Genomic DNA, 14,949 nt, shown 5'->3' on the forward strand with positions numbered 1-14,949 from the left:
CGCGCCGCGCATATGGGTATCACCAGAGGTGACAGACGCTGTGAGTGTAGAAATCGCATTGACTCCGCAGAACCCTACCCATGCCGGGCTTTCGGGTCGGTTGATCTGTTTTCCGCATGCAGGTGGCGCTGGTGAGCGCTTTCACGACTGGATGAGCGGATTTGCGCCGGTTCTGGATGTGCGGGCCGTCACGCTTCCAGGACGCGGGCAGCTTATGGATCAATCGCCGGTGCAGAACTGGCCTGATCTGATCGAGTCGATTATGACGCGTCTTCAGCCTTTGACCGACCGGCCCATTGCCATCTTCGGCCATAGTTTCGGCGCCCTTCTGGCCTATGAAGTCGCCCGCGCGTTGACGGACAACAAGCAGCCCCCCAATCTGTTGATCGTCGCAGGCCCTGCCCCGCAGATGGCACAACGCGACCGCAAGATATCTGGTCTGCCTCGACCCGCGTTTCTGGCCGAGATTGAAGCCATCAATGGCACGCCGCCCGAAGTACTAGCCAATACCGATCTGATGGATCGCATGCTGCCCGCATTGCGCGCCGATTTTGCGCTGCTCGAAACCTATGAGGCTGACCACGTCAGCAAGCATCCTCCGCTGCCCTGCCCGATCTTCGCTGTCGGCTCGGACAATGACCCTCAGGTGCCCTTCGGCAGCATTCTGGGCTGGCGGAACCGCACCCGCAGCCGGTTTGAATGCCGCCTGTTTGCGGGCGATCATTTCTTTCCTTTTTCCAACCCGGATTTCTCAGACACCCTATTCGACTATGTTGATGACACCCTGAATGAACACGCAAAGGACCTCCATCGCGCCGGATGACGCGTCGATTGCCATCATCGGCATGCAGGGCCGCTTTCCCGGCGCGGCCAGTGTTGATGAGTTGTGGCAAAACCTGCTGGCCGGTCACGAAGCCGTCACGACGCTGACGCCCGAACAGATGGAGGGCGCACAGGTCCCGAAAGAGCTGCACGAGCTGCCGAACTACGTCAACAAGGCCACCCTGTTGGACGACGTCGACAAGTTTGATGCCGAATTCTTTGGGTTCAGCCCACGCGACGCGGAACTGACCGACCCGCAGCACCGCCTGTTTCTGGAATGCGCCTGGCATGCGCTTGAGGATGCAGGCTATGTGCCCGACCGCTACAAAGGCGATATCGGCGTCTTCGGCGGCTGTGAACTGTCGGGCTATCTGTACCTGATCAACCGTAACCTTGACAGTCTGGGCTTTCTGGACGGCATGCAGTTGATGATCACCAATGACAAGGACTACATGGCCACGCAGGTGGCCTATAAGCTGAACCTGACGGGCCCGGCGATCACGGTTCAAACGTCCTGCTCGACCTCGCTGGTTGCGACTTGTCTGGCCTGCCAGAGCCTGCTGGAGGAAAGCTGCGACATCGCCCTGGCCGGTGGAGTTACAGTCAAGGTTCCGCAGCGGCGCGGCTATTTGTTTGCAGCCGGTGGCATCCTGTCCCCAGACGGTCAGTGCCGTCCCTTTGATGCGGCGGCGCAGGGAACCATCGTGGGCAGCGGCGTTGGGTTGGTCGTGCTCAAACGGCTAGATAAGGCCCTGCGCGACGGAGACCGCATACGCGCCGTGATCCGGGGGTTTGGCCACAACAACGACGGGTCCAACAAGGTCAGCTATGCCGCGCCCAGTGCTGAAGGTCAGGCCCGCGCGATCGAAGCCGCCTTCGAGATGGCAGGCATCCCTCCCCGCTCGGTCGGCTATGTTGAGGCACATGGAACTGCCACCATGTTGGGAGACCCGATCGAGGTCGCGGCGCTATCGCGCGTATTCCGCAAATCCACCGAGGATACGCAGTTCTGCGCCATTGGTTCGGTCAAAGCCAATGTCGGACATCTGAGTTGCGCCGCAGGCGTAACCGGGTTGATCAAGGCGGCGTTGGTGACCGAGACCGGCACGATCCCCCCGAACCCGCATTTTAACGTCCCGGCCCCCGGTATCGATTTCCCTGCAAGTCCTTTTTTCGTCAACCGCAACATGACTGAGGTGGTGGCAAGAGACGGACCGCGCCGCGCCGGTGTCAGCTCGTTTGGAGTTGGCGGAACCAACGCCCATATCTTGCTAGAAGAACCTCCGAAACAGGCCCCATCCGGGCCGGGACGTAGACAGCAGCTGATCGTCATGTCCGCCCGCAACGAGGCAGCGCTGGACCGGTTGGCGCTGTCGCATGCACGCCACATCATGTCTGCGGGACCGTCTGAACTAGCCGATATCGCCTACACGACACAGACAAGCCGCACCCGGTTTGCGCATCGGCGTTACGTGCGCGTAGACGCTGAAAACCCCGCAGGCAGTGCATTGGCCTTGTTGGCGAATAACAGCGACAAGGTGCGCACCATCGAATCGAGTGGTGAGGATCGGCCCGTCATTTTCATGTTCTCGGGCCAAGGCGCGCAATACCCGGATATGGGCAAGGGTCTATATCTGTCAGAACCTGTGTTCCGCAAAGCCTTCGACCGTTGCTGCCGCGCCTTTCGGGATGACAGCGGGCTGGACATCAAACCTATCGTGTTTCCAAAGAAGGCTGACCGGGAACACGCGGCCGAACAGCTGAAGCAGACCCAATTCACACAGCCCGCATTGTTTGCTGTCGAATACGCCTTAGCGCAACTTTGGATATCTTGGGGTGTAAGACCCAGGGCCATGATCGGGCACAGCATCGGCGAATACGTTGCGGCGACATTGTCCGGGGTGATGACATTGAAGGACGCGGCAACGCTGGTGGCGCGGCGCGGGGCGCTGATGGCGTCATGCAAGCCGGGCGCGATGCTCGCCGTTCCGAAAGAGGAAACCTATCTGCGCCCGCTACTGCCAGATGACATAGCTATCGCCGCCGTGAACGCCCCCGGAATGACAGTTGTTGCCGGACCAGGCCCCGCGATCAAACGGCTGGCAAAGCGGCTGGAAAACCAGAAGGTCAAAGCCACGCTTCTGCGCACCTCGCACGCCTTCCATTCGGCGATGATGGATCCGATTTTAGACGACTTCATCACTGCGTTCGAAGGCATTCAATTGCGCGCACCGCAGATCGACACCTATTCGAACCTCACCGGCACCGTCCTAACCAAAACCTCGGCGACTGATCCGGCCTATTGGGCGATGCATCTGCGCAGCGCGGTGCGGTTTGCCGACTGCGTCAAAGCCGGGCTGAGCCAGCCTGATGCGATTTTCCTTGAGGTAGGTCCAGGCAGGTCTCTGACCAACCTTGCCGGGTTGCAACTGAGTGGGAGCGGTTCGGTCGCCCTGCCCTCAATGGACAGCAAGCCCGGCCCGCAGGTTGAGGCTAATTTGGTGACCGATACGCTGGGTCAGCTTTGGGCGCATGGGGCCGAGATCGATTGGCACCGATACTACGCCGAAGAGACCCGATGCAAAGTCCCGGTGCCCCTCTACCCGTTTGAGCGGGATAGCTATTGGGTTGGCGGCGCGGAGGACCCCAGCGTGGACGCCGCGGCAACACGCAAGGCGATGGTCGATTGGGGATATGTGCCAAAGTGGGAAGACGCTCCGATTACGGACATCGAAGACCTGTCCAAAGTTGTGCGCGTGCTGGTTTTCAGCGACAAAAGCCCGGCGGCCCGAACCTTGCAGAAAACGCTTAGCGACAAGGGCATCGCCGTAACCACCGTCACATCCTCATCACGATTCATGCGACGCAAGGATGGCGCATTCTCGGTCGATCCAACCACTTCAGAACATTTCACCCGGCTTGCCAGTGCGATCCGAGACGATAACAACCCTATTTCGCACATCGTTTACCTGTGGCCTCTCGCGCTTGAGGACGCCGAGGCCAACGTGGTTGCGATGCAGAATGCGGCCATGGCTGTCACCAAAGCCAGTGGGCTTGCCAAGCTTCGGATGATTTCGGTGACTGCACAGGCGCAGCCCGGACGGTCCGACAAGACGATGGGGGTGGAAAGCTCGGCCACCCTTGCGCTGGCGAAGGTGTTGGGACAGGAGGTTCCCTCGCTGCGCGTCACCTCGGTCGACATCGCGGAAAGCGATCGAAGTAAGCCATCTGCGGACCGCCTTGCAGACTGGCTTTTGAACGAGATGCAGGCGCAACAGTTTGTTCCTTCGGTTGCATATATCAACGGGAAACGGCATCGCCTCAGCTATCAGGCGCAACCACTGGAGCCGGTCGAAACCTCGGGTCTTTTCAAGCCCGGCGGCGTCTATGTCATCACCGGCGGTTTAGGCAATATCGGACTGGCGATGGCTGATATGTTGGCGGAGCGCTACAGGGCCAAGCTGGTGCTTCTGTCCCGCTCGGGCGCGCCTGCGAAATCCGAATGGGAAGCGCTGGCCGCCGATCCCAATGAGTTCGATAAAACGGCAATGCTGGCGCGCAGGTTGCTGGATTTGGATCGAAAGACAGATCTGTTGATTCTGAAGACAGACGTCTGTGACGCAAACGCCCTGCAGGTGGCCTTGTCGCAGGCCACCAACGCCTTCGGCCCCATAGACGGCGTCTTTCACATGGCAGGAAATGTCGGCAGCGGGTTTGGCAAACTCAGTGATCTGGCGACCAAAGACCTGAGCAGCCAGATCGCACCAAAGATCAACGGTGCCCGCGCGCTTGCGCATGTCTTGCAGGACCACGCCCCGGATTTTATCCTGCTGGGCTCATCCCTGTCGGCTGTTCTGGGTGGGTTGAACCTTGGCTACTACGCGGTGGCAAATCAAATGCTGGACACATTTGCCGCGTCGCAGCCGACACCAACGCGCTGGATCAGCGTCAACTGGGATCAATGGGCCTTTGCCGATCAAACGCATGGGGAAGATGCAATCTCTCCCGCAGATGGGATTGAAGCGCTGAACCGACTATCTGCGTTGCATACCGATCAGATCGCCATATCGACCACACCGCTGAACACACGGCTTGCAGAATGGGTCGAGTTCACCGCCACTCCCAAAACTGCGGAGGCCACGGCAACAGGTCACAGTCGCCCCAACCTCAGCAACCCGTTCGAAGCGCCGAAAACGGACATGGAAATCATCCTTGCGGGGATTTGGGAAGACCTGCTGGGCCTATCCCCGGTCGGCATCCATGACAAGTTTTTCGAGTTGGGCGGACATTCCCTGCTCGCCATTGAGATGACCATGCGGATCGAAGAGAGGTTTGGCTACAACCCCGAGGTTGGCCAGATCTTCGACACGCCGACCATTGCGGGGCTTGCCCCGATTATCGAAGCCAATATGGGGACATCCACCAAAAATCCGACCGCTGAGGAGGTTGTACCACCGCCGCTGCCAGAGCCCGATCTGAACCTGGAAGGCGCAAAGAAAAGCTTTCAGGACATGTATGACGATGTCACCAAGCAGCTTGACAGTTCAGGCTTCGGAACCTTCGCGCATTTTCTGAACTATGGCTACACGCCGAACGGAGCGCCCGAGGCGTCCGATGTTCCCCTGAACGATAAGATGATGAACCGGAACTCAGTCAAACTGGCGCTTGAGGTCATCGGGGCCCACCCGATCGATGGGTCGTCGGTTCTGGATGTGGGCTGCGGGCGCGGCGGCACCGCCCGCACATTGGTTGAGTTCTTCGATCCCGCCGTTGTCACCGGGTTGGACCTGTCCGGCGCCGCAATCGAGTTTTGCCGCAAAACGCATACAGATTCGCGTTTGAATTTTGTACAGGGTGATGCCGAAAACCTGCCATTCGATGATGGACAGTTCGACGCGGTAACCAATATCGAAAGTTCGCACACCTATCCCGCGATCCAGCGTTTCTACGCCTCAGTCATGCGGGTCCTCAAACCCGGCGGGGCGTTTCTGTACACCGACCTTCTGCCTTTGGGAAAACTCAACCAATGTCTCGAACTGTTGAAGGACCTCGGTTTTAACCTCGAAGACGAGCGCGACATCACGCAGAACGTGCTGCTGTCCTGCGATGAAATCGCGGCCTCGCGCCTAGGCGCGTTCGGAGGTGATCAGGAGATGAGTAATTTCCTGGCAGCCCCTGGATCAGCGGTCTACGAGTCCATGAAATCCGGTGAATGGAGCTATCGGATATGGCGTTTGAAACGCCCGATCAACTGATATCAATTTCCAGCGTTATTAATTGATTACGCGCCTGTCCTAATCCAATGATGACCAGCGCCGACGAATAGCAATGCCCGGCGCGGTACAGATCAGCGTCGACAGGCACCATCACCTTCACCAATTGCTTTTGACCCGGTGCCAAATTGATCAGGTCCGGGATCACATCGATCATGGCCCCTTCGATTGCAACGCCATCTTCATCCAGAACCGGCGTTGTTGACACGCGCGGACTGACGCTAACCGCCGTGCTGTTCTCGACCTCAAAACTGGCTGAAAGCGTACTGCCCGCAGGCCCGGACAATGTGATTGCCGCCGCCTGCGGGGCCGTCGCGCCTTCGGCTGCGTAACGGCTCATGCCCCGACTGTTGAGAAACTGAAACAACTCATCCGTATAGCGCTTCGACAGCACTTGCGCCGAAGCCGCATAACGGATTGCAAGCTGCAAACCTTCCTGAGCGATCTCGGCTCCGCGCGTCTCTGTAAACTCTTTGTAAAGCTCGGCCATTTCTGGAACATAGCCCTGTTCCGTCAGGTGCTGATACTGGGTCCCGGCATCCGTGTATTGTTGCGTGAAAGCGGTGTAGATGGACTGCAACTGGCGATAGCTTTCTTCCATCGCGGCCTGCAATTCGGCCTGTTTGCTAAGGCCATGGGGCGTATCTTGCCCGCTGGTAGAGCTGGCCCTGTTCTCATATACCTCCTGGACTGGTTCAACGGGTTCTGGCTGCGGCTCTGGCGCCGCTGGTTTCGCCTTCGGGCGCGCGCGTTTTGCGGGTTGTTTGCGGGTTGCCTTAGCCATCTCAGCCCCTTTTGTGCTGCGGTTTCGCTTCGGTCATTTTTATCGCCAGTCTACACCAAACTCTTGAGTTTCGCCAATTTCTCTTCGCTTTGGCGGTGAATTGCGGCCTGATACCAGGTGCCCAGCAAGGCGATGTATCCGGCCAGATTAGTCGAGGTCACAGTCCTCGCCGCATCCATAGGTCCGCGCAATCCCCTTTCGACGGCAAGTCTGCGGTACAGATCAATCACTCGCAGGATCATGGTGGGGGGGGCATAGGCCAGCGACAAGTGCTCGGGCTCCCACACAGTGTTGAAATACAAGACCGCATCCAGGTCGTCGGCAAAGGCCATCAGGTCTGCCAATTCCTGCCAGTTCACTGTCATGATGCAGGCCGATATGCCAAACGGGCGCTGATGGTGCCGCGAATACTCGGCCAGCCAACGCGTGTTCTTAATCACTTCATCAAAATCCGCGTTGCGGCGGATCGAGCAATAGGTTTCACGCCAGACAGAGTCGAGCGAGATGCCAATATGCACATTTCCCCGCTCGAGAACCGACAAGGCCTGATCCGGTAGCAGGCTTGCATTGGTCTGAATCGTAATCTCACACTCTGGGTTCAGGGCGATCAGCCTCTCCCAGATTTGATAATAAAGCCGCATTACAAAGGGCTCGCCACCATAGAAGGTTGTACCTTCAAGATGCGGGATAAAATCCTCTAACTCCTCAACAAATTCGCTCCCATAAGCCTGCGGCATCGCCGGGCGCAGCTCGCGGTAGCGCCGGATGCGCGAAGACAGTTCCCCGTTGCACATGATGCATTCCAGATTGCATGCATTGTGGAGTTCGAACGAAAACGAGGTCGGGTGATCGGGATCAACGCTCCAGCGATCAAAATGCTGTGCGACAACAGCGCCGTAGTTCCCGGTTTCAATCTGCGACCCGCACCCATTGCACCCGCCACCCAGATCACCCTGCGCCACGCGCTGGCACAAGGTTTGCCTTGGACGCCCCTGCCAGATTTCGCGGATGGACTGATCCGGATATCGGCCCAGCGGCTCACGATTGTAACAACAGCTTGAAACCTTGCCTTCGGTCCCGAAATACAGGCTGGTCGACGGGCTGTAGCATAACAATGGCCGGGGTCCGGCGCGGCGCTGTTGGTTGTAGTGATAGTTCTGAACTGGGTTGATCATGGCCCCACCAAAACATCTCTTGCGCTTGATCTTATCACATCCCGCGCTTCTATTGGCTAAAAACCGCCATCCATCGCGGTTTGGCCGGGCAACACGGATGCGGGCACTACGCGGCCAACATCCACCCACACCGTGAAACCAGCCTCATTCCATGCTATGCTCTGTTTTTTAGACAATTTTCACGCAAGGGGGGCGCCCTCGTGTCCGAACGTCGCGTAGAACTGCATTACTTTTCGATCGTCGCGCTGCCGATTTGCGTGTTTCTGATCCATGAGTTGATCCAGACACACATGCTGCCAAAAGACCTGAACCTGTCTGTTGGCATTCTTATCGCGGATCAGGATTGGTTGGAAACAGTTGGCCGGTATCGGTTTCTTGCGGCGTCATGGTTCTTTGCCGCTCTGGCTGTTCTTCCGGTCGCCGTCTTGGTACGCAACCTGAGGCGACCGACGGAACGCGCTACCAGGCTGGCCGCAATTCTGACCGTTGTTACGGTGTTCTGCCTTGCGATGATCCCGGTCATTCAGCAGCACATGACGAACACGCCCCCGCAGATTTATGGGCAAGTCGGAAAAGAGCTATTTGAAATGGCTCTGTCCAAAGGCACGTTGCCGGGCTGCGACGGACCCAATGATCTCTGGGCCCTGGGCACCTGTGGGGATATCCCCGTCTTCTCACTCTTCCGGCGCGTGATGGATATTGTCACCGCACTGGCCGGTCTGGCAGTAGGCGCGCTGATTGCCGGGATGATCTTGTGCCTGTCATCTGGTGGCGGCGACGATCTCGAAGATACGGCCGCCAGCCTGGCCCGTAGCATCCGCCAGATGAAACAACAGCTGTATTTGTCCAGCCTGATCCTGACCTTCGGGATGTTCTTTGCTTCAAGCTGGATGTACTGGCCCTTACCTGTCATTGCAGAGGCCGAAAAGGCCGCATTCAGCTCTTTGGTCACGGCATCGGCTTTGTTCACCGGAACCTATTTCTGTCTGCTGATGCTCAGCTTCTATCTGCCGGTGGCACTGATCCTCGATGGTCGGGTGACACAACTGGCCATTGCGGCCCGGCAGGCAGACGACGCAGAGGATGACTTCGATGTCGATGACTGGCGATCCACACATGGTCTGTCAGATGGGCCCGGCGATTTCATGCGTGCGGGCATCGCGCTCGCCGCACCAATCCTTGCGGCTTTTGCGGGAGGAATCTCCCCCCTCAGCCTATGAGTTTCTAGAGCGCATAGAGCGGTTGACCCCAAAACCTACTGGCTGCAGGTTTCGAAAGCCACGCTCGGCACCATCACCAATCAGGATATCCGCAAACTATGAAATTGCTTCGCTACGGCCCAAAGGGCGCAGAAAAACCGGGAATGCTGGATGACGGCGGTGCCATTCGGGACCTGTCTTTCATAGTCGGTGATGTAACGGGTGAGATTCTGGGCGATGCCTCGCTCGACCGGCTGCGCGCGCTGGACATATCAACTCTGCCGGTTGTTACTGGCAATCCGCGTATTGGGGCCTGCGTCGGCCAGGTTGGCAAATTCATCTGCATCGGCCTGAACTATGCCGATCACGCGGCGGAAAGCGGGATGGATCTGCCCGCGGAACCGGTGATCTTTTTCAAAGCGACTTCGGCCATCTCAGGGCCCAATGACCCGGTCGAGATCCCGCACGGTTCGACCAAAACCGATTGGGAAGTCGAACTGGGTGTAGTGATCGGCAAAGAAGCCAAATATGTCTCGGAAGCAGACGCGTTGGACTATGTCGCCGGATATTGCGTGGTCAACGACGTATCTGAACGTGACTTTCAGCTGCACCGCTCGGGCCAATGGACCAAGGGTAAATCAGCCGACACCTTTGGCCCCATCGGCCCATGGCTGGTAACCCGGGATGAGGTTACAGACTCGCAAAACCTATCGATCTATCTTGAGGTGAACGGCCACAGGTATCAGGATGGTTCAACCCGAACGATGCATTTTGGCGTGGCGGCGGTGGTGTCTCACCTGTCTCAGTTCATGTCGCTGCAACCGGGGAATGTGATTTCAACCGGCACGCCTCCCGGTGTTGGTATGGGACAAAATCCACCCGTCTACCTGAAACCCGGAGACATCCTTGAACTTGGTGTCGAAGGCTTAGGCGTTCAGCGCCAAATGATTGTCGCGGGTTAGCTCATACGGGCACATCGCGTTCACAGCCCCGGAGACTTAGGGCGTTAACTTTTCGTTTGCCAAAAGTCATCTAAAACATGACTTATTAATACCACATTCAATAAGAAGAGTTGCTGGTTAATGAAGTGAAGTTCAAAGGTTAAATCGTTATGGATGGCGCGACGCTCGGGGATACGTCCCTGGTTCAGTTCTCAGGTACCTTGAAATGGTTTGCCGCAGAAAATGGATATGGGTTTGCCACTTGCGACGAGACTGGCAAAGACGCGCTTCTTCATCAGAACACACTCAACGAATTTGGCCAGACCTCCATCGCGCCCGGGTGCGAAATCAAAGCGCTGGCGCGGCGCACGACCAAAGGTATGCAGATCGTCGAAATCCTTGGACTGCATGCTGAAACTGTGCCTGATATCCTGCCCGAGGGGACCTGCGAACGCGAAGGTGGAACCTACCTGCCTGCGCGGGTCAAATGGTTCTGCAGGAAAAAGCAATACGGTTTTGTTAATGTGTTTGATGATCCTCAGGACTGTTTTTTGCACCTGAATACCCTTGCCAAGACGGGTCTGGGAATGGTGAATGTCGGCGAAGCGCTTGGCGTCGAACTGGATGACGGCCCAAACGGTCGAGTCGTCGTATCCGTCAGGTCCTGGAGCTAAGCAATCCGCCGAAACAACCGGTTATGGTACCCGGATACATCAGGGGCAGCGAGATGAGTGGCGGTGCTGTCAGACGAATTCGAACCAGTCTCAGTTTGCCGCGGAAACCGCGAACCTATCCGGAACAAAGTTGACGCCACTCGCTAAGAGCGGCGGTGCGCGTCAGCTTGAAAGTGTCTCGGCTGGCGAGCGATCTTTCCTGGTTGAAATGGTTGTAGACTGAGGAATTGATGGAGGCGAACTTCTGCAAGCTTCGCATGCGCCTGAAACGCTGCATCGCGCGTTCGCGTCGTCGAAACGGCTGGTGTGAATTCTCGGCACGGTTGTTGAGCCACCTGCCCGTCTGTTGTTTTTCGAACGCGCCTATTTCTCTGAGCGCTGTCTTGTAGGAAGCGAAGCGATCTGTGACGATCTCTTCGGCGCAACCGTGCCGCTTCATCAATTTCTTGAGTAATTTCAGTGCTGCAGCTTTGTTTCGGCGTTTGGTGACAACGGCTTTCAGCACCTCGCATTCGTGATCAACAGCGCGCCAAAGATAATGCCGTTTGCCATTCACTTTCACAAAGACCTCGTCCACGTGCCACTTCCATTTTGAAAAGGTTCGGAGTTGCTGCACACGCTTCCGTCTGATCTCAGCGGCGAACATCGGGCCGAACCTATTCCACCAATAGCGGACTGTCTCATGGCTTACATCGATCCCACGTTCATGCAGGAGATCTTCGACATTCCGAAGCGAGAGTGGAAATCGGATGTTCAACATCACCGCAAGGCGGATGATTTCGGGGCTGGTTTTGAAGTATTTGAAGGAGGCAGGTTTGGTCATTCCTAAATGCTATGCAACCGCCCTGCCCCGCTCAAGCAAAGTTCTTCTGACAAGACCCGCGCGCCTTTATCGAATTTCTTGTTCAAGAGTTTCGTGGCCGCTCGGTTAGAGCTCAAAGCTAACATTGACCCAGAGCGTCGCTATCCCTCCATTTTCGAACCGATCCATGGGTCAGCGTTTGACATCACCGGTAAAGGAATCGCGAACCCAGTAGCCACATTCTGGACCGCATCGCGAATGCTCGACCATCTGGGTGAGCCCAGCGCAGCATGCCGCCCGATGCGCGCCGTCGAAAAAGTCTGTGCAGATGGCATTTTGACACCAGATGTAGGAGGGAACGCAACGACCCCACAAGTGACAGACGCGGTCTGTGATGCAATCCGAGGTGAAAACACTTAGCCCTCTGGGCGTCAGGGCGAGCGTGGAGACAACTGCTTGTCGCCGTATCGACAGTCCTCTATTGCGTGGTGTCTAACCGTAAATCTCTTCAAAGAAACGAGCTAGAGAGTCCCAATCTGCTAGAGGTAGGACATTGGCGACATATTGGTCGGGACGCACGATTATAGTGCACCCATCAACGCGATTGATCGCGCGCATTTCGTAGATGTCACCCTGCCCTTTGTGATCGACACAAAAAACTTTCTCGTGATCCTGCAACCCAAGTTTGCCTTTTTTAGGCTTAAGCTGCGATGGCATTTCCTCGTAGGTAAGTTGGTCAAAGGTTTCCTGAAATACCACGCGCAGGTCGATTAGGGCATCGGCGCATTCTTCCGGTCGGATGTTTTTCGTGACAGGCGAATTCTCGTTCTGCTCCATCCATTCGGCAAGTTGGTAGATGGGCTCGTGATCGCGGCCAGCGAACGCATAGATCCGCCACCGGCCATCCGCCAATGCAACGTGACCCAGTTGCATTTGTTTGGCATCCGACACCCGCACCACTGGAGCAGAATGGAACCTTTTTCCAATCACCTGACCCGCTGCAAGAGCTTGATGGGTCGGTGCTCCGATAAGCTTGGATTGGTCATATATCACAGCCAGACCACCCGTGAACTCAAGGTTCTCTTTGAAGGCCCGAACAAAACGAGGCTCATCACCGTCGTCGAGCTCACTTTGACCAGGTGGTGCTGACATGATGCGGGCCCATGCGTGGTCGGTTTCAACCAATCGCTTTGCTTCGACCCAACGTTCGGCGGAATAGGAATGCAGCAAGCTGGGAGAACAACGCCCCTGCAACACATGCGCCAGCTTCCAGCCAAGATTGAAAGCATCTTGCATTGACACATTCATCCCCTGACCTGCTTTGGGGCTATGAGTGTGGCACGCGTCCCCAGCGGTAAAGACACGTGGGGTTCGCGTTACAGCTTCGCTCTCGGGGACATCATCAAACCGGTCGGTTATACGATGGCCAATCTCATATATGGACCACCAGACGACTTCTTTCACATCGACTGTGTAAGGGTTCATTATCCGATTGGCCGCCGCGATCATGTCTGCTTCATCAAATCCTCGTTCGGCCACCCGCTCATCTTCTCGCAACTTTTCCAACTCGACATACATGCGGAAAAGATAACCACCTTCGCGCGGTAGGATGAGTATGTTTCCCTCACTCGCTGAAGTGATCAAACATTTCTGACGCACATCCGGAAAGTCCGTATTCGCCAGTATATCCATAACACCCCAGGCTTGATGCGCCGCGTCACCGTTTAGTTTCCCACCTATGGCACGGCGCACGTTGGATCGCGCTCCATCACAGCCGACAACGTATTTTGCGCGCACCTTGCGGGTTTGCCCCCAATCTACACCCGTATCTTCAAGCGTGACGGTAACCGGGTAGTCATCGATGCTCGTATCGATTTGCACGTCTTTTACAGACCAGCTGTAGTCTGGTGCCAATCGGGAAGGCGAATTTGCCATCACATTCAAAAACAACTGATGCAAGCGCGCTTGATTTATCAAGATATGGGGCATTTCCGACGAGTCATCCGCCACGTCCTGAACACGCCCAATGCGCATGATGTTTTCTGGCCTCTCAGGATCAGGCATCCAGAAGCTGGTTTGATTGACCCAGTAACTTTCTCGCTTGATTGTCTCGGCAATTCCAAAGGCCTGAAACATTTCCATGGTGCGGACATTGATGCCGTCGGCTTTACCTTTGTTGATATTACACGGATCACGTTCCACGATCATGGTTTCGATTTCGGGAAACTGCGACAGCTGCGCCGATAGGCACAATCCTGCAGGTCCGGTTCCAGCGATAAGAACATCAACCTTTTCGGGTAGCGGAGCGTGCTCTGACCGGTCTCGCCGCCTGAGCGACGCATTTTTTATGTCTGGGTCACCACCACGAAAGCCGTCCAGGTAAAATTGCATCGTCATCCCCCTTACTGTGCACATCGAACGAAAGTCCAAAGTAGTATGTATACTTATTAAATAAAAAATGCAAAACAATATGCATACATATCTTATTGCATCCTGCATATTTCTGCAGGAGACTGCCGAAACCAGAAGACCCAACCTTTGAGGCCTCTATGAAAGCGACTCGCATGGCCGGACACCTGATCCGGCGTTTGCACCAGAAGTCCACACAGGTTTTTGCGTCCAAACTTCAACAAGAAGGGTTGGATCTAACGCCTGTCCAGTTTTCAGCAATGGACGCCATTCGCTCAGTACCCGGATTAGATCAGGCTCAGATCGCGACTCTCATTGCTTATGATCGCGCCACCATCGGAGGCGTTATCGATCGGCTTGAGAAGAAGGGATTGGTAGTACGCACAGTAAGCACCGTAGACCGACGTGCACGCGAAGTGCGACTGACAGAAGCAGGCCATGAGCTTTTTCAAAAGGCGCTTCCAGTCGTAAGCAATCTTCAAAATGACATTTTGGACGGGCTGGATGACGTAAGCCGTGGTGTACTTCTAAAGTTGATTGAAACCGCCCTGCGAGAAGATAAGGCCTAGATCGCCAAATTGATGCTGATGCTGCACTTAGCGAACCAGCTTTAAATCCCGATCACCCCTTGGAAAACCGCGGTATAGTTTCCAAAATTGGAAACCATAACCTATAAATCATCAATTTACCTTTTGGGAATGTACAGGCAAACTGCTTTCTGGAGGAGTTCATATTGCGGGCATAGCTTGCTGTCTGCGAGGGTTGGTGGAGATCTAAGCAGATTTAGTACCGGCTCACCCGGCGCCTAAAAGCCATACAAAAAGCAATGCACTGTTATTGATTCGCGCAAGAATCAGACACACTGCATCC

11 protein-coding genes are annotated in these 14,949 nt (G+C 56.1%); 7 read left to right on the top strand and 4 right to left on the bottom strand.

Features of this window, described 5'->3' with window-relative positions:
• Positions 1–40: 40 nt before the first annotated feature.
• Positions 41–823 (top strand): thioesterase II family protein, encoded by a 783-nt coding sequence (locus AC2FGE_RS08355; protein ID WP_496818737.1) that lies wholly within the window; start codon positions 41–43, stop codon positions 821–823.
• On the top strand, positions 789–6,077 hold the full coding sequence (locus AC2FGE_RS08360) for a beta-ketoacyl synthase N-terminal-like domain-containing protein (RefSeq protein ID WP_496818738.1): 5,289 nt from the start codon (positions 789–791) through the stop codon (positions 6,075–6,077). Before AC2FGE_RS08355 ends, AC2FGE_RS08360 begins: the two co-directional genes overlap by 35 nt.
• On the opposite strand, the gene AC2FGE_RS08365 is transcribed toward AC2FGE_RS08360, so the two are convergent.
• Both AC2FGE_RS08365 and AC2FGE_RS08370 read right to left on the bottom strand, forming a co-directional pair.
• Positions 6,070–6,879 (bottom strand): hypothetical protein, encoded by an 810-nt coding sequence (locus tag AC2FGE_RS08365; protein ID WP_496818739.1) that lies wholly within the window; start codon positions 6,877–6,879, stop codon positions 6,070–6,072. The two genes, AC2FGE_RS08360 and AC2FGE_RS08365, sit on opposite strands and share 8 nt — an antisense overlap.
• A 50-nt stretch (positions 6,880–6,929) precedes the next feature.
• Positions 6,930–8,054: a radical SAM protein gene (locus AC2FGE_RS08370; protein WP_496818740.1), complete on the bottom strand. Its 1,125-nt coding sequence runs from the start codon at positions 8,052–8,054 to the stop codon at positions 6,930–6,932.
• A gap of 200 nt (positions 8,055–8,254) precedes the next feature.
• On the opposite strand from AC2FGE_RS08370, the gene AC2FGE_RS08375 reads away from it, so the two are divergent.
• The 3 genes from AC2FGE_RS08375 to AC2FGE_RS08385 all read left to right on the top strand — a co-directional run bounded on the left by AC2FGE_RS08375 (position 8,255) and on the right by AC2FGE_RS08385 (position 10,868).
• On the top strand, positions 8,255–9,274 hold the full coding sequence (locus AC2FGE_RS08375) for a hypothetical protein (protein WP_496818741.1): 1,020 nt from the start codon (positions 8,255–8,257) through the stop codon (positions 9,272–9,274).
• Between the two features lie 98 nt (positions 9,275–9,372).
• Entirely contained in the window at positions 9,373–10,215 is an 843-nt protein-coding gene (locus tag AC2FGE_RS08380; RefSeq protein ID WP_496818742.1) for a fumarylacetoacetate hydrolase family protein, read from the top strand.
• A 149-nt stretch (positions 10,216–10,364) separates the two neighbouring features.
• On the top strand, positions 10,365–10,868 hold the full coding sequence (locus AC2FGE_RS08385; RefSeq protein WP_496818743.1) for a cold shock domain-containing protein: 504 nt from the start codon (positions 10,365–10,367) through the stop codon (positions 10,866–10,868).
• A 115-nt stretch (positions 10,869–10,983) separates the two neighbouring features.
• Here the strand turns inward: AC2FGE_RS08385 and AC2FGE_RS08390 are convergent, their stop codons facing one another.
• Positions 10,984–11,691 carry an IS6 family transposase gene (locus AC2FGE_RS08390; RefSeq protein ID WP_496818744.1) on the bottom strand — a complete coding sequence of 236 codons (708 nt, stop codon included), beginning with the start codon at positions 11,689–11,691 and terminating at the stop codon, positions 10,984–10,986.
• 6 nt (positions 11,692–11,697) lie between these two features.
• Here AC2FGE_RS08390 and AC2FGE_RS08395 point away from each other — a divergent pair, with 6 nt between their 5' ends.
• Entirely contained in the window at positions 11,698–12,090 is a 393-nt protein-coding gene (locus tag AC2FGE_RS08395) for an isocitrate/isopropylmalate family dehydrogenase (protein WP_496818745.1), read from the top strand.
• Positions 12,091–12,162: 72 nt separating this feature from the next.
• Here the strand turns inward: AC2FGE_RS08395 and AC2FGE_RS08400 are convergent, their stop codons facing one another.
• Positions 12,163–14,061 (bottom strand): FAD-dependent monooxygenase, encoded by a 1,899-nt coding sequence (locus AC2FGE_RS08400; protein WP_496818781.1) that lies wholly within the window; start codon positions 14,059–14,061, stop codon positions 12,163–12,165.
• Positions 14,062–14,219: 158 nt separating this feature from the next.
• On the opposite strand from AC2FGE_RS08400, the gene AC2FGE_RS08405 reads away from it, so the two are divergent.
• Positions 14,220–14,648 (top strand): MarR family winged helix-turn-helix transcriptional regulator, encoded by a 429-nt coding sequence (locus AC2FGE_RS08405; protein ID WP_496818746.1) that lies wholly within the window; start codon positions 14,220–14,222, stop codon positions 14,646–14,648.
• Positions 14,649–14,949 lie beyond the last annotated feature (301 nt).

The organism is Ruegeria sp. YTSA075, assembly GCF_059610245.1.